Here is a 17,578-nt window from a genome sequence, read left to right as displayed (position 1 = left end):
CTATTAACTTAAATTGATATTCAGGTCGTTTAATTCGTCGGCCGAATTAATATTGGTTAAAGGAAAGTTTTCGCTTTCTTCTATTTTTATAATCTGATGCGGCACTTTCGAGAGAAAATCCATCATTTTCAGTTCATTATTGTCAATCGCTTCTTTTATAACCGGAACTATTTTTTTCGAATAAATTCCGATTAAAGGATGAATCCTGCTTTCTGTCGCAAAAACAGTAATTTGAGCTTCCTGATTGTGTTTTGCAATTAATTCAGCTAACAATTCCGAAGAAATTAACGGAATATCACAACTTAGAATCAGGTTGAATTCGGTTTCAGAATTTTCCAGTGCTGTATAAATTCCACCCAAAGGGCCTTTATCTTTCACTATATCAGCAGACTTCTTGTATGGCAAATAATCGTATTCCTTAGTATTTGTTATGAACTCAATTTTTTCTGTAATAGGCAAAACAGCCTGAATAATATGTTCAATAAATGGTTTTCCCTGAAACAGAACCAATCCTTTCTCAGACTTCATTCGGGAACTTTTCCCTCCGCAAAGAATAAATGCTGTTAGTTTTTCCATGATTAATTTATTTTGTTTACTTCGTCTGTTCAGCTTTCAACCTCGAGTCAGGTTTCAGGTTTAAAGTTTTATGTTTTGCCAATCTTTCCTTTTCCAAAAATAGAAAACCCTTGTTTCTGAGTGTTTAATTTTTCTTTTTATGGAAAAATCAATTTTATACTTGCCATCAAAATCACTGTCCCTAATACAATTTTTAAGGTCTTGTTCGAAAAATAACCGCTTCCGTAAAATCCGCCTAACATTCCGCCTATCACTGCAATCGGAACCAGATAAAAACTTTCTGTCGGAATAATTTTTCCTCCCAAAAGAAATCCCAGCATTCCGGCAAATGAATTGACAAATATGAACAGGCTTGAAATAGCCGCCGATTCTTTTACAGAAGCCCATCCCAGGAACAATAAAATCGGACTTAAAATAATACCGCCTCCAATCCCCAGCATTCCTGAAAGCAATCCAATTACGAATCCGATTGCTAATGCAAAAGGCAATTGAATCTTAACGGCTTCTTTTTCCTTAAAATTAAATATTCCGAACAGTCTTAAAGCCGCAAATACCAGAACAATTCCTAAAATAACTTTATAAATTGTATTATCCAGCGTAATAAATCCGCCGATAAAAGCTGCCGGTACAGAAGCTATCGCAAACGGATAAAAGAGTTTTGGTTTGAAATAATTCATTCTGTAATAAAACAAGAACGAAATACTCGAAACAAATAAATTCAGCAACAAAGCAGAAGGTTTCATAATCGCCACCGGAAAAGCGAAAATGGTCATTAAAGCCAAGTAACCCGATGCCCCGCCATGTCCTACACTTGCGTATAAAAACGCAATCACAATCAATGCGAAGCTGAATAAAATTATATTTTCGGAAGTAAGTAAATTCATTTTGTTTCAGGTTTTCTTTGTTTCACGTTACGCTATATGTTTCTTTTTACACACTGCGTTTTAAAACTGAAATTCTTTATTCTTTATTCTAATCAATCGGCAATAATGTTACCAGCTGCTCTTTTTTAAGGTTTTCGACATCATTCGGTACAATTAATAAACAATTTGCTGTTGCAAAAGTGTTAAGCATTGCTGAACTCTGACCGTCTAAAACCGTTACATGGGTTTCATCATACAAAGCTTTTAAGAACAATGTTTTTCCCGAATTATTAGAAATCCCATCATTTAATTTTCTAACCAATTTTGGTAAATGAATATCCGAAAATCCCATTCGGTTTCTAATGGCCGGATACACATACACATAAAAATTAGTCAGTGACGAAGCCGGATTTCCGGGTAAAGCAAAAACTAAAGTTTCTTTTTTAGAGCCGAAAAACATTGGTTTTCCCGGTTTCTGATTGATTTTATAAAAAAGTTCTTCTACTCCATTTTTCAGTAATGCTTCTTTAACAAAATCATAATCCCCAACTGAAATTCCGCCCGAAACTAAAACCACATCATATTTTTTCAGAATGTCTTTTAAGGCTTCCTTCGTTGCTTTTAGATTATCTTTTACGTTAAAAACCTTTGTTTTATTTACACCAATCGTTTGAAGCGCAGCCTCCAGCATTGCTGAATTACTTTCGTAAATTTTACCTTTGGGTAATTTCTTACCCGGTTTTACCAATTCATTTCCGGTTACCAAAATGGCAACTTTTGGCTTTTTGTAAACGGTAATTTCTGTGATTCCCAAACAAGCCAGAAAACCAATTGCAGCGGGCGTGATTACTATATTAGATTCAAAAACTATTTCGCCTTTATTGATCTGCTCCCCTTTTGCGCGAACATTTGCAAACTGCTCCGGCATTTGGGCGATTAAAATCGAATTTTCATTCGCCATCACATGTTCCTGCATCACCACTGTATCAGCATCGTCCGGAACAAAAGCTCCGGTAAAAATCCTTACTGCTTCATTTTCTTTCAGTTTTATATTAGAATGATCCCCTGCTTGTGAACTGCTTACTACATCGTATTGATGTTTTCTGCTGTGAATGAAAGCATAGCCATCCATTGCTGACTGACGAAACGGCGGCATTGCAATTGGCGAATAAACCGTTTCTGCCAAAACATATCCCAGTGCTTTTTTCACTGCTATTTTTTGAAATGGCATTTTTGAACTGTTTTCAGCTACGATTGTTAAAGCTTCATTTACTTGTATCATTTAATAAAATATAAGACTAAGTAAAAATACTTAATACAAATATAAGTATTTTTTACTAGTGTGATTAAAAAAAAATAATTTATTTTTCTACCTATAAAATTACTCTAATTTATTTAAAATCATGGTTTAAATTGAATCTAGTTTTTGGTTTAAAATTCTGTTTTTTGAATACCAGCAGATACTTTTCAGTCATATTTGACGTCTTGTATTATTAAAATTGATAAATAAAAAAGAATAAATTAAGTATAAAATACTACATTTTAATATCACCTAAAATATATTTTTAACATTTATTTAAATCAACAAGAATAACAAACAACTAACAATCAATTAATTACAATAAAAATTCTTTCTTAAAATTATATTTATTTAATTATTGCCAAAAAAAAATCATCATTTTTTTGGTTTTTATTATATTAAAATTAACTTTGTCTATAGAATTAGTATAGTTTGAGATAGTATTTAAAACCATAAAACACTAAATTTTGAAAACAACCGAAAGCATATCGTTTTACAATCTTCAAAAAAAATATACTTATAACACTAACTATTGTATGTGCTTCTGTTGCTAAACCTCACAGCAATAATTCTCTGTTTATAGTCAACTCTTCTTCATAAAATAAATTGACTTTAAACAAACCCTATAAAAACACATAAGTAAATCTTACTTACCATTCTATAATCTATTTGATACATCAAATTGTATTGAAAAGACTGTTGAAACTATACCTATAAACTAAGAAAATGAATAAAAACTAAAAAACAATAAAATGAAAAAGATGCGCAACAGCTGCTGTAAATAAACAAAAAAGCCATTTCTGCGGCAACAGAAATGGCGAGGCTTAAAGAAAATTTATCGCTAAATAAAGGAAACACGAGAGAGTTGAAAAATCAACTTTCAGGACTCCTTGTTAATTACTTAAACCAATACAAAGAAATGAAAAAAAATATAAATGTTTACACATTATTATTTTTCCTGTTTTTAACATCAGGAATAAATGCACAAAATACAACACCTCTTATACAGTCTAAACTAGACGGAACGGTAGTAGATGATATTACAAACCAGCCAATTATTGGAGCTTCAGTTATTATTAAAGGAACAACACACGGAGTTCAGACAGATACTGAAGGGAAATTTTATTTTCAGACTGGTCAGAAATTACCTTATACTTTAATAATAACCTATATCGGATATAAAAAAACTGAAATTATTGTAGACAAAAATCCTGTCACTATCAGTTTAAAAGAAGAACGTCAGGAACTGGATGAGTTAGTCGTTGTTGGATATGGTTCTCAAAAGAGAAAAGACATTACCGGTTCAGTATCATCCGTTCCAAAAGCAAATCTTTCTCAGGTTACCTCATCTGCAGATAACTTATTGAGAGGTGCTATTTCCGGAGTGGTTGTTACACAAAGTTCCGGGCGTCCGGGAGCTTCTTCCAGTGTTCGCATTAGAGGAGGAAACTCTATAACGGCTGGCAATGAACCTCTTTATGTAGTTGACGGAATTTTAATTTATAATGATAACAATAACAGTACTGCAGGAGTAACTTATGCGGGTGCATCTGTAAATGTATTATCTACTATTAATCCAGGAGATATTGAATCAATTGAAGTCCTGAAAGATGCCTCTGCAACAGCAATTTACGGATCACGTGGTGCTAATGGAGTTGTAATTATTACGACTAAAAAAGGAACGAAAGGACAAGACAATATTTCATATCAGGGTTATTTGGGGGTTCAGAATGTTTCTAAAAAATTAGATTTGTTAAATGCAAGCCAATGGGCAAGTCTGCGTAATGATGTTCAGGCAAGTATTGGTCAGTCACCATCGTTTACACCAGCTCAAATAGAAGCGCTTAAAACATCGGGAGGTTACGACTGGCAGTCAGCTGTTTTTAGAACTGCTGCACCAATTCAGAATCATCAGTTGTCTTTTTCAGGAGGAGACGAACGTTCGCGTTATGCAATTTCGGCAGGTTATTTTCAACAAGACGGGATTGTAATTGCATCGGATTTTAAAAGAATTTCGCTTCGTGTCAACTACGAAAGGAATTATTCACAAAATTTTAAATTTGGTGTGAACGCGAATTATAGTAACTCTGTCGCAAATGGTATAGGAACCAATGGAGGTTCTTCTGCCGGAAGACAGCCTAATCCATTGGTTGTTGCCCTGTATCAGCCACCAGTTGTTCCTATTAAAAATGCAGACGGAAGTTATAATTTAACTAATAATCCTTATGCAACTGCAGTTAATGGCGTTATTGCAAATCCAATTAATGATTTGGTTAGCACAACAAACGAAACCAAAATCAACAGAATTCTAACCAGCTTATTTGGTGAATACAAAATAACCAAAAAACTGACCGCAAAAGTGGCCGTAAGCGGTGACGTTATTGATACCAAACAAAATTATTATGCTCCGGCAACTACAACAACGGGAGCCGGAACAAAAGGCTTAGGATCAGTCGGAAACAGGTTGGTAAGTTCTATACTGAATGAAAATACACTGAACTACAATACTAACTTTGGTGATGACCATAAATTTTCGGCTTTAGGGGGATATACACTTCAATACACAAAAGGTGAAGTTGTTAATGCGGGTGCAAATACTTTTATAAATGATGCAAATACTTACAATTCATTACAAGATGGTGTTCCGATAAAACCCTATAGTGATGCATTCGAAAGTGTGTTAAAATCGTGGTTAGCCAGAGTAAATTATTCTTATAAAGGAAAATATAACTTTACGGTCTCTGCACGTGCAGACGGATCTTCAAGATTTGGTTCAGAATCACTTTGGGGTTACTTTCCTTCGGCTGGATTTTCATGGAATATTACTGATGAAGAATTTGCCAACAACATTAAAGGTCTAACCGAAGCCAAACTTAGAATAACAGCCGGAACTACCGGGAATCAGGAAATTGGAAATTATCTTTCCCTGGCTCAGATGGGCTCTGTTAATTACGCCTTTGGAGGTACATTATATACAGGACTTGCCCCTACCCGATTGGCAAATCCGGATTTGAGATGGGAGAAAACAAACCAATATAACATTGGTTTAGACTTATCATTATTAGACAGAAAAATCAATTTTGTTTTTGATGTTTACTACAAAAAAACAAACGATTTGCTTATAAGTGTCCCTGTGCCGCTTACTTCAGGATATGCTACAATACTTCAAAACATTGGAGGTGTTGAAAATAAAGGTATCGAGATTGGTCTGATAACAGAAAATATAAAAACAGAAAACTTTTCATGGAATTCTAACTTCGTTTTCTCTGTTAATAGAAACAAGGTACTTGCAATTGGAAATGGTGTTGACCAATTTTTCCCGATTGTTCCAAACGGATCCTTATTACAACAGCAACCTGTAACGGTAAAAGTTGGACTGCCTTTAGGAACTTTTTGGGGGTACAGAACCAATGGTATTTTCCAGACTCAGGAAGAAGTGAATACACAGCCAAAAATAAACAGCCTTGCCAATACAAAAGTTGGTGACAGAAAATATGTAGATAGCAACGGTGATGGTGTAATTACAGCTCTTGACAAAGGAAATCTTGGAACTTCACAGCCAAAATTTGTTGGAAGTTTCAGCAATACAATTTCTTATAATGATTTTGATTTGAATTTCTCTTTCCAGGGATCATATGGCGGAAAAATATTCAATGCTTTAAATCAGCAATTAGAAATTTCAACACTGGGAACAAATGCTAATGCTACTCTTAATGATCGCTGGACACCAACAAATCCAAGTAATGAAATTCCGAGAGCATCTAGTTCTCCAGTAGGAATAGTTTCTGAACGTTATGTAGAAGATGCTTCTTTCCTGAGACTAAAATTAATCACTTTAGGATATACACTACCTAAAAGCATTTCTAAAAAATTGGGAACAAAGAGTGTTAAATTTTACGTATCTGCCGAAAACTTAATTACATGGACAAAATACACCGGATATGATCCTGAGGTAAGTTCATACGAACAAAACAACTTATATCCGGGAATTGATTTTGGTTCTTATCCAAACTCTAAAACATTCATTTCGGGTCTGAATATAACTTTCTAAGTAAAAAATATAAAATGAAAAAGAGTATTATAACATTATTATTAAGTGCCGGACTATTTGTATCGTGCACAGAATTAGAGGTAACACCAACCTCTTTTGTAACCGAAGAAAATTACTTTAACACTCAGGATGATGCTATTGCAAGTGTAACGGCTGTTTATGCTTCTTTGAGTCTTGATCCGGGAGAGCAGAGTTTATTTGGAAGAAATCTTTATTTCCTGACAGATATGGCTACTGATTATGCCGCAGCAGGAGTTTCAGCAACCAATCCACAGGTAAGAGCTTTGAGCAGTTTAACCCATGATGCGACGTCAGATCGTGTTCAGGTTGCGTGGCGTCAAATTTATGCCGGAATTAACAGAGCCAATGTTGCCATTGATAATATTCCGAAAGTCGTTGGAACAGAAGAAATTAAAAACCGATTGATTTTAGAAGCAAAATTCATCAGAGGATTATTATACTTTCAGGCAGTACGTCTTTGGGGCGGTGTTCCAATTGTTTTACATGAACCGACTTCTATTCAAATAGAAAGCTTAAAATCAAAAAGAGCAACTGTCGATGAAGTCTATGCGCAAATTATTTCAGACTTAAAAGATGCAGAAGGTTTACCTGCTGCTTATACTTCAACTAACCTTGGACGTGCTACATCAGGAGCTGCAAAAGCAATTTTAGCAAAAGTATATCTTACAAGAAAAGATTATCCAAATGCGATCCTTAAAGCTAAAGAAGTTATTAATGGTGGTTACGGATATGCCCTTTTTGAAAACTTTGGAGATATATTCGCAAAGGAAAAAAAGAACGGAAAAGAGCATATTTTCTCTGTTCAGTTTGAGCCAAATCAGGCAGGAAACGGTTCTAGCGGAAGTACTTTTCAAGCAACTTCATTTACCGGATTTACTGCTACTGAACCGGCAGATATTATTTCGGATGTAGCTTTGTTTTATGATATTTATGCAGAAGGAGATGTAAGAAGAGATGTTAGTTATAAAAAACAATTATTGAATCCGGCAACCGGAACACTTTATACTTTTCCAAAACCAATTTTCAGCAAATATCTTGACCTGACCAATCTAGCTACTCCTTCAAACGTAGCCATTAATTTTCCGGTTATTCGCTACGCAGACATCTTATTGTCCCTGGCAGAAGCCATAAATGAACAGGGAGCGCCAACTACTGAAGCTTATGAATTGATTAATCAGGTAAGAAGAAGAGCTTTTGGAAAACCAATCACAACGCCAGACGCAACTGTAGATTTAGTTGGATTAAACCAAACCTCTTTTAGAGCTGCGATTCAGGAAGAGCGCAAAAAAGAGTTTGTTCAGGAAGGGCAAAGATGGTTCGATTTGGTTCGTTGGGGAACTTTGGTTACCGAAATCAAGAAGGTAACTGCAAAAAACTCAGTTTCAGAGCGTAATAATCTGTATCCAATTCCGCAAAGCGAAAGAAATATTGACCCAGTAGGACTACCGCAAAATCCAGGCTATTAATAAAAGGATTACATACTAGTATATAAAATGATTAAAAAACTGTTTATTATCGCCCTATTGGTTGTTGCACAATTACAGCTGTCTGCGCAGAAAAAGCAACCTAACATCATCGTCATTCTGGCGGATGATTTAGGTTTCTCAGATATTGGTGCTTTTGGCTCAGAAATTAAAACTCCAAACCTGGATAAGCTTGCTAAAAACGGACTTATTCTAAAGCAATTTTACAATGCCGGGCGTTGCTGTCCTTCACGCGCTTCATTGCTCACAGGTTTATATCCGCATCAGGCAGGTGTTGGGGACATGGTTCAGGACAAAGGGTTTCCTGCCTATCAGGGGTATTTAAACGAGCATTGCATCACGATTGGACAGGCACTCAAACAGGCAGGTTACAACACTATCGTTTCCGGAAAATGGCACGTTGGTTTGGTTCCGTCAGCCTGGGCGGTTAATAGAGGATTTGATGATTCATTTACGTTACAAAACAATGGAAGCAGTTATTTCAACTCGCAACCTTTGTATAATGACGGAAGAACAGTGACTTTTTTGAAAGGAGACAAAGAAATTATTCGCACGGATACTTCGACTTATCTGACTCAGGAAATAACCAATTTTGCCATTAATTCTTTAGAAAAACATCGCCATGAACAAAAGCCTTTTTTTCTGTATGTTGCTTATAATGCGCCACATTGGCCCATTCAGGCATTAACGGAAGATATTGCAAAATACAAAGGAAAATACCTCGAAGGCTGGGATAAATTGAGAGCAAGCCGTTTTAAAAAATTAAAAGAACAAGGAATTATTGATAAAAACTGGGACTTATCCAATCGTTTTGAAAAAGTGCCGGATTGGGAAAAATTAAGTACTGAAGAAAAAGACAAATGGGACACCCGCATGGCAATTTACGCCGCCATGATCGACCGAATGGATGCAGGAATTGGAGAAATCCTTCAGAAAGTAAAGTCTTTGGGTCAAGAAGATAATACACTTATTCTTTTTCTTTCTGATAATGGCGGAAGTGCCGATGATGTAAAAAACTGGAATTATGTTACACAAAAAAATGGAACACCAGGTTCAGTTGCTTCCATTGACAGTTACGAAAGTCCGTGGGGAAATGTGAGCAACACGCCTTTTCAATTGTTCAAAAAGAACACCCACGAAGGCGGTATTACTTCTCCTTTTATTGCTTATTATCCAAAACATATTAAGGCTGGCACATTAAGCAATAGGGTAAGTCATTTGATTGATGTTTTCCCAACTTTTCTGGAGTATGCCGGTTTTCAATATCCGGATTCTTTTCAGGAAAAAAAACTCACACCATTAGAAGGTATTAGTTTAAAAAAGGAATTTGAAGGGCAACGATCTAATGCACATGAAGCTTTATTTTGGGAACATGAAGGCAGTAAAGCAGTACGAAAAGGACAATGGAAAGCAGTAGCCGAAAACAATCAGCCCTGGGAATTGTACAATCTTTCTGCAGACCGAACCGAAACAAAGAACCTGGCAAAATCAGAATCAAAAATCCTCCAAAATCTGATTGAATTACATCGACAATGGTCAGCAAAAGTTGGCGTTAAAGACTGGAATACGATAAAATAAATAACAGTTATTCCTAATTCCTGACTTTATACTTTATTAAAAAAACTACAACAATAAACAATACCAAATACATAGAAATAATGAATTATCAATTAATCGCTTAAAATATAAAAAAATGAAAAAATTTAAAAATAACAGTACCATCAAAAGTCCTAAAAAAGGGCTTTTGATTACAGCATTGCTTGTTGCTCAGTTTGGCTTTGCCCAGGAACAGCAAAATGCAGAATTTAAAGGAGTCGTTGGTAAAACATTGGCGGACTCAAAAGAATATTGGCCTGAGCCTGTAAAAGCTCCAAAAGGCGCTCCCAATGTAGTCTGGATTTTACTGGATGATGTAGGATTTGGTGCTTCAAGTGCTTTTGGCGGATTAATAGAGACCCCTACTTTTGATGCTTTGGCAAATAACGGATTACGTTATACCAATTTTCATACAACCGCTATTTGCGCACCTACCCGTGCCGCTTTATTGACGGGAAGAAATTCAGGAAGAGTTCACGTTAGCGGCTTTTCTCACACTATTTTATCTGCAGGTTTCCCGGGTTGGGATGGTAGAATTCCATCTGATAAAGGAACAGTTGCTGAGATTTTACGTGAAAACGGTTACAACACTTTTGCAGTAGGGAAATATGGTGTAACTCCGGATGAAGATGCTACGGATGCAGGTCCATTTCACAGATGGCCAACCGGAAAAGGTTTCGATCATTTCTATGGCTTCTTAGGATCACAAACCGATCAGTACAACCCTGATTTGGTAGAAGATCAGACGCATATAAAAGGAGACGGACGCCATCTGAACGAATTAATTACAGATAAGGCAATTAGTTATCTTCAGAAACAACAAAAAGCGGCTCCAGGAAAACCGTTCTTTTTATATTATGCACCCGGAGCAGCTCATGCACCTCATCAGGTTGCAAAAGAATGGAGCGATAAATACAAAGGGAAATTCGATGAAGGCTGGGATGTATATCGTGAAAGAGTTTTGGCAAACCAAAAGAAACTGGGTGTAATTCCTGCCAATGCCGTTTTACCAGAACGTAATCCGCTAATTGGGGAATGGAAAAAATTAACTCCGGATCAAAAGAAGGTATATGCCAGATTCATGGAAGTGTACGCAGGATTTCTGACGTATACCGATGCTGAAATTGGAAGAGTGGTTAATTACCTTAAAGAAACCAATCAATTTGACAACACTGTAATTTTTGTTGCCATTGGAGATAACGGAGCCAGTAAAGAAGGCAGTCTGGTAGGTACTATCAACCAAAGCCTTTTTGCTCAGGGAACATCTGACGAAAAAAATCTTCAGGATAATTTAGCCAACATCGGCGAAATTGGAACTCCTCAGGGACTTAATACAAATTACCCTTTAGGCTGGGCACAAGCAACTAATGCACCGTTTAAAAACTGGAAACAGGATGCTCAGTCAGAAGGTGGAACCCGTAATCCTTTGATTATTCATTATCCAAACGGAATTAAAGATAAGGGCGGAATCAGAAATCAATACAGCCATGTAAACGATATTCTGCCTACTACGCTTGATATTGCAGGAATTAAAGCTCCGGAATATATCAAAGGAATTAAGCAGGATATCATCCAAGGTTCTTCTTTATACACTTCTTTAAATAATGCCAAAGCAGAGTCATTACACAAAGTACAATACTATTATATTTTTGGAAACAGAGCCATATACAAAGATGGATGGAAAGCAGCCGCAGCACATCCGGATCCTTTTACCTTATTGAAAACTGCAGGTAAAAATCAGACTGCTGCAGCAAACAGTTTTGATAATGATGTTTGGGAATTATATAACTTAAACGAAGATTTTAATGAACGTAATAACCTGGCCAAAAAGTATCCTGAAAAATTAGAAGAACTTAAAAAACTGTTTGATGAACAAGCCAAAGAAAATAATGTGTATCCGTTAATTGACTGGCAGGATGTACTGGGCAGAAAAATTCACAATAGCGGAGCTGACAAAGGCAAAAACCTTCAGGAGTTGATTAAAGAAGCAACAAAAGGTGGAAGCGGAAGTTCGCATTAGTAAAAAGTTGGATTCAGGTCTTTACTACCAAATAAAGACCTGAATTTTCAAAAGGTAAACAATGAAAAACTTTTGATATAACAGAAAAGTAAAACAAACATTCTGCTGTCTGGCTGAGTCCATTCGACTTAGCTCCGGATAAAATTAGTAGAAGCCTTTCATTAAAAAATTTCACAAAATAAAATTCTACTAAATCTATATAATTATTAGTTTTAATTTTAAATTTATCATTCTGATTTTCAAGGAAATTAATCCCAATTTATAAAACAAAATAAAGTATTAAACAAAAAAATTGAGACACATGAAACTAGTAGATTATCAAATTATAGGCAAAAAGATTGTCGTTGGGGCGATTCTTTTTTTGATTCCGCTTGTGATTTTGGCAGGCGGTTTAACATTAATCAATCAATTTTTAAAATAAGAAATCATGGCAACAGTTCAAAATTCAAACAAAAATCTGATAAGAGATTTAAGTATCAGTCTTTTTATTTACACGCTGCCTGTGTTGGCAATTTACCTATATTTTAAATTGAGTAACAACATTGTAAGTGAATCGCACATTGCATTACCGGCTTTTCTGGAATTTGCAAAACCTGCTTTCGAAAACATCAGAACCTGGGGATTAACCGTTTTTATGATTGTGTTGGGAATTATCGAATTTACGGCAGGTTTATATGATGATGAATGGACAGGTGAAGAACGCAAAATTGACATCGTAAGTTTCCTGGCTCCAAAATTAATTTTACCTGCAGTTATTTCTTTTTTCAGCTTAAAGGTTTTACCGGTTTTGATTCCGAATCTTGAAAACGCACTTTCGTGGGTGCCGTTTTGGGGAGGCTTTTTCTTAATCGCTGTTGCGGATGATTTAACACAGTACTGGTACCATCGTCTGCACCATCAGGTTCCCTTTTTATGGCGTTTTCACAGAACGCATCATTCAGCTCCGTACATGGGAATGGCGATGCTTTCGAGACAAAACTTTATTTACACGATCTTTTTCTCTCAGATTTACTTAACAGCCACTTTAACCTTCTTAGGTTTAGGGCTTCCTGCTTTGTTTGTATTGGTTATAAAAAGCATCATCACATTAACGGCACACTCCAGTATTGCCTGGGACAAACCGTTTTACAAATACAAAGTTTTACATCCGATTGCATGGGTTTTAGAACGTTTAATTTCGACTCCGGCTACACACCACGCGCATCATGCAGATACAAGCGGAGACGGTGTTGGTCATTTTAAAGGCAACTTCGGAAACATGTTTTTTATCTGGGATGTCATCTTCGGAACAGGTTTAATTACCAGACAATTTCCAAAATCATATGGAATCAAATCCTACAAGCAGGAAGAATGGTACGCACAGTTTCTTTGGCCGATATTCAAATCTAAAAAAGAAGGAAGCGCACTGGCAGAAGGAGTTCTTTCTGTACCCTTAAAACAAACTCCGGTTGTTGAAAATCAGCCTGTACTAGAAACCGTTCAATCCTGATATCATGAAAAATAAAATATTTAAAAACAGCATCTCTGCCCTAACCCTTTTTGTAACAATTATTGGTTTTGCACAAAATAAAAGTTCAAATACAATCTCGCTGGATCTTTATTACAGTAAAATTCAAAATGAGAAAAACCCACAGATAATTGATGCTAGAGGGCCTGAAGAATTTGCCCTTAACCACATTAACGGAGCGGTAAATTTCAATCTGGAGTCAAAAGATTATGCCAAGCAAATAGCAAAATTAGATAAAACAAGACCCGTATTTACCTATTCTATCGGAGCCGGAAGAAGTGTGTGGCTGGCAGATGATTTATTAAAAAAAGGTTTTAAGGAAGCCTATAGTTTAGAGGGTGGAATTGCCAACTGGATTGGCAACGGAAAGCCTTTTTATGTCAACTCCAAAAGCAAATTAACACTGGATGAATACAATAAAATCATCGCTGATAATAATACCGTTTTGGTAGATATTGGTTCTAAATATTGTGCTCCGTGCAAAAAAGTAAAGCCTGTTCTGGAAACCATCAAAGCTGAATACGGAGATAAGGTAAAAATTGTCGAAATTGAACTGGAAGAAAGTCCGCAGGTAATTGCCGATCTGAAAACTGTAAAAGTATTCCCTACCCTGATTTTATATCAAAACGGTCAGATTGTTTTCAAAAAAGAGGGATTCTCAGATTTGAAAAAAGATGTTGATGTCATTTTGGCTCAGAATAATTAATAAGAAAGAAATCAGAGATGAATATCACCCTGGGCGGAGTCGAAACCTTTTAGTTGTAAAGAGCTTCAACTCCGGTCAGCCTGACAATTGTTTTAATTCATTAACAACATAAGGTAATGAAGTTTGTTTGTTTGTTTGTTTGTTTGTTTGCTATCCTGCAGGGTGTCCCAACCTTGCAGGTTTATCAATTTAAAACTTTCAAAAACTGCAATATAAAAAACCATTCCTGTTTTAAATACCACAATATGGCAATATCCAAAAAAACTAAAAAAATCGTTTTTACCATTTTGATTCTACTCCTTATTGCTTCCGTTTTTTTGTTTTGGCCCATCAACACAGACGGAACACTGATTAAGCCTGACGAAAAATTAGCTGAAGGAAAAGCTACATTTCTGTCTCAAAAAGACACTTCCAAAACTTCAGAAAAAAAACCAAACATTATCATTCTCCTTGCTGATGATTTGGGCAAATATGACATTTCGCTGTACGGAGGAAAATCAACCCCAACACCTCAAATAGATTCTTTGGCTGCATCGGGAGTGACATTTACAGACGGTTATGTTTCCTCATCCATTTGTTCTCCTTCGCGAGCAGGTTTACTTACAGGCCGCTATCAGGAACGATTTGGACATGAATATCAACCCGGAGACCGATATCCAAAAAACAATCTGGAATATTATGCCTTCAAATATCTGATTAATACCGATAGCTGGAGATTAAACCCAAAAATTGAATATCCAAATGATACTTCAATCGCTACCCAGGGTTTGCCCCAGTCTGAAATTACCTTTGCCGATCTGGCTAAAAAACAAGGTTACAATACTGGTATTATTGGTAAATGGCACTTGGGGCATACCAAAGGTTTTTTTCCACTGGACAGAGGTTTCGACTATCATTACGGGTTTTATCAGGCGTTTTCGCTTTTTGCTCCCGAAGATGATAATCCGGATATTATCAACCATCATCATAAGGATTTTACAGATAAAGTAATTTGGGGAAAGGGCCGTGTCGGAATTGGAAAAATTCGCAGGGATACTACCATTGTTGAGGAAAAAGCCTATTTGACTGAAAAATTTACGGATGAAGCCGAAGCTTTCATTGACAAAAATAAAACAAAACCATTTTTACTGTATGTTCCGTTTAATGCACCACACACCCCTTTTCAGGTCCGCAAGAAATATTACGACCGTTTTCCGAATGTAAAAGACGAAAACAAACAGGTGTATTTTGCCATGATCAGCGCTTTGGATGATGCCATTGGAAGAATCAGGGCCAAAATAAAAAAAGAAGGTCTGGAAGAAAATACCCTGATTATTTTTGCCAGTGACAATGGAGGTGCCGATTATACGTTTGCTACTACCAACGCACCGCTTAAAGGAGGGAAATTCTCCCATTTTGAAGGCGGAATCAATGTCCCGTTTGCACTTTCGTGGAAAGGAAAAATAAAACCACATACCGTTTACAAAACACCGGTGAGTTCACTAGATATTTTCAGTACCATTGCAGCAGTAACGCATTCTGGTTTGCCAAAAGACAGGGTTTATGACGGGGTTGATTTAATTAACATAGTCAATAACAATAAAATTGCGCACCAAAATTTATACTGGCGTTCCGGTGATGCCAAAGCCATCAGAAGCGGAGACTGGAAACTAATCATCAGTGGAAAAACACATGAAAAATGGCTTTATGACTTATCAAAAGACAAATCTGAAACTACTGATCTGGCACAAAAAAATCCGGCAAAAGTAAAAGAACTTCAGACAGCTTTAAAAGACTGGGAAAAAGGACTCATAAAACCGTTATGGCCTAATTTAACTTACTATGAATTCAATTTTGGCTCTCAAAAATACTTTGTCGATTTGTAAAGTTTAAATACATAGAAGCATACTCTTTAAATGCAAAAAAGTCGTTTTACCTGTTTAAAAAAACACAAACAAGCCTCAACTCAACCAAATCTTAAAAAACAATTCAATTCATTAAAACCAATGTCAATTAAAACAAAACAACTTAGCCTTCATGAAGACTGGACAGTCGTACTTTTAGGTTTCTTAATCATCGGAATTTCACTGTTTGTATTTCTTCCTGAAGTCCCGGTATTCAAATGGTCCAATGGTTCCGACTTACTGGCAGATGTATTTGCTGTCGGAAATCTGCAAGTTCTGTTGGTTCAGTTTATTTACCTGACTGCTATCGGAAGTATTGCTGCTTTTTTAATTGGTAAATCGGTAAAAAACTTTTTATTGGGATTTCCAGTCGTATATCTGCTGACTATTTTAGCTTTGATAATAGCCGGAAATACTTTTATAAAAGGGCTCAATTTAGAAGCCGTAATTTTTAGTCTGGTAATTGGCAATTTCTTCAAACTGCCGGAATGGTTTCGCTCTGCACTTTCTACAGAAGTTTTTGTGAAAATCGGTTTGGTTTTTTAAATAAAGACATAGAACTTTTTAAGTATATATGGTTAGAAACATCTAGTGTTACAACTGGAAGCAGAGTACCCTATATTCAGAAAGAAATTGATTTTTGTGGTGAAATAGCTTCGATGGTAAAATTATTACCTAATCTCCTCGATTATGTAGACCACATAAAATATTTGGAGCAAAAAATAATATGGTTGAAAAAAGATATAGAAAATGAACAAAAAAGAGATTTTGAAGGGTATATCTAAAAATCATAAAACCGATCTAAAAATAGCAGAGATACATCGATTTGAATCAAAATCATTTTCTTTTATTACGGATTTTTTCTTTTGAAAAAGAGTTTAAAACTGCATACGACATTTAAGCAATAAAAAAAGCGATTGTTTTCGGACAATCGCTTTTTGATTTATATAAATAAAGTAAAAATGTAAAATTCAGGATGCCATAGCAATTTCTAATGGCACTGCTATGTTTGACAAAGTAATCGGATCTGAATATCCTAAGAAAAAAACATCCAGTATTTCCTGAAATACTGGATCTGTATTTTCTACCTGAGTAAAAAGAGTCATGGAAGAACGAAGTTTTCTCGCATCTAATTCCCCAAGAATAGCCTCTATTGATTTGGTTTTATATTCTAAAAGAACTTTGCAAATTTCAATTAAATGTTTCGCTAAGATAGGATGATTTAGAAAATCTTCTGCTTCTTTAAGATCAGCAAGAGCATAATATTTCGCTAGTGTGCTTTTGCCCAAACCTTTTAGCTGCGGAAAAATAAACCACATCCAATGCGTTTCCTTCTTCCCTTTTTTTAGTTCTGAGTAAGCTGTTAGATAAAGTTTGTTCTGTGCATCTAAAAAGCGTGTTAAATCATTATTTGCGTAAGCCATTCTGAAGTAATTTTATAAGGTTAAACAAATTTTCAGGTCTTGTTTTAAAGTCTTCCAAAACTACTCCGATTCTCGGTTTAAAAATTTATATAATTGTTACAGTTACATTATATAATTTCAATTTGATGAAATAAAAAAGCTGCGAAA

The 17,578-nt window shown here is 35.7% G+C and carries 12 protein-coding genes; 8 read left to right on the top strand and 4 right to left on the bottom strand.

The genetic code is table 11. The features are described 5' to 3' along the window. Positions 1–3 precede the first annotated feature (3 nt). From BXU10_RS06400 to glp, 3 genes are all read right to left on the bottom strand, one after another. Positions 4–576, bottom strand: a complete 573-nt coding sequence (locus tag BXU10_RS06400) for a molybdenum cofactor guanylyltransferase (RefSeq protein ID WP_078226638.1) — start codon at positions 574–576, stop codon at positions 4–6. A gap of 137 nt (positions 577–713) precedes the next feature. Continuing rightward, on the bottom strand, positions 714–1,460 hold the full coding sequence (locus BXU10_RS06395; protein WP_078226637.1) for a sulfite exporter TauE/SafE family protein: 747 nt from the start codon (positions 1,458–1,460) through the stop codon (positions 714–716). Between the two features lie 88 nt (positions 1,461–1,548). Then, positions 1,549–2,721: a gephyrin-like molybdotransferase Glp gene (glp, locus tag BXU10_RS06390; protein WP_078226636.1), complete on the bottom strand. Its 1,173-nt coding sequence runs from the start codon at positions 2,719–2,721 to the stop codon at positions 1,549–1,551. Positions 2,722–3,658: 937 nt separating this feature from the next. Here glp and BXU10_RS06385 point away from each other — a divergent pair. The 8 genes from BXU10_RS06385 to BXU10_RS06350 all read left to right on the top strand — a co-directional run bounded on the left by BXU10_RS06385 (position 3,659) and on the right by BXU10_RS06350 (position 16,553). Further along, positions 3,659–6,790, top strand: a complete 3,132-nt coding sequence (locus BXU10_RS06385; RefSeq protein ID WP_078227920.1) for a TonB-dependent receptor — start codon at positions 3,659–3,661, stop codon at positions 6,788–6,790. A gap of 14 nt (positions 6,791–6,804) precedes the next feature. Continuing rightward, positions 6,805–8,277 carry a RagB/SusD family nutrient uptake outer membrane protein gene (locus BXU10_RS06380; protein WP_078226635.1) on the top strand — a complete coding sequence of 491 codons (1,473 nt, stop codon included), beginning with the start codon at positions 6,805–6,807 and terminating at the stop codon, positions 8,275–8,277. 27 nt (positions 8,278–8,304) lie between these two features. Beyond that, a complete protein-coding gene (locus BXU10_RS06375; protein WP_078226634.1) occupies positions 8,305–9,873 on the top strand; it encodes an arylsulfatase in 1,569 nt (522 codons plus the stop codon). Positions 9,874–9,988: 115 nt separating this feature from the next. Continuing rightward, positions 9,989–11,911: an arylsulfatase gene (locus BXU10_RS06370; RefSeq protein WP_078226633.1), complete on the top strand. Its 1,923-nt coding sequence runs from the start codon at positions 9,989–9,991 to the stop codon at positions 11,909–11,911. 427 nt (positions 11,912–12,338) lie between these two features. Next, entirely contained in the window at positions 12,339–13,400 is a 1,062-nt protein-coding gene (locus tag BXU10_RS06365; RefSeq protein ID WP_078226632.1) for a sterol desaturase family protein, read from the top strand. A gap of 4 nt (positions 13,401–13,404) precedes the next feature. Then, complete coding sequence (locus tag BXU10_RS06360; RefSeq protein WP_078226631.1) at positions 13,405–14,124, top strand: thioredoxin domain-containing protein; 720 nt, start codon at positions 13,405–13,407, stop codon at positions 14,122–14,124. Between the two features lie 245 nt (positions 14,125–14,369). Further along, entirely contained in the window at positions 14,370–15,989 is a 1,620-nt protein-coding gene (locus BXU10_RS06355; RefSeq protein ID WP_078226630.1) for a sulfatase-like hydrolase/transferase, read from the top strand. Positions 15,990–16,109: 120 nt separating this feature from the next. After that, on the top strand, positions 16,110–16,553 hold the full coding sequence (locus BXU10_RS06350) for a hypothetical protein (RefSeq protein WP_223255398.1): 444 nt from the start codon (positions 16,110–16,112) through the stop codon (positions 16,551–16,553). Positions 16,554–16,978: 425 nt separating this feature from the next. Here BXU10_RS06350 and BXU10_RS06345 read toward each other — a convergent pair whose 3' ends face one another. After that, positions 16,979–17,431 carry a DUF1810 domain-containing protein gene (locus BXU10_RS06345; RefSeq protein WP_078226629.1) on the bottom strand — a complete coding sequence of 151 codons (453 nt, stop codon included), beginning with the start codon at positions 17,429–17,431 and terminating at the stop codon, positions 16,979–16,981. Positions 17,432–17,578 lie beyond the last annotated feature (147 nt).

The sequence above is a fragment of the Flavobacterium sp. LM4 genome (assembly GCF_002017935.1).
GTDB lineage: Bacteria > Bacteroidota > Bacteroidia > Flavobacteriales > Flavobacteriaceae > Flavobacterium > Flavobacterium chungangense.
Note: the sequence above shows the minus strand (reverse complement) of the source record. Positions and strands in the feature narration are given on the sequence as shown.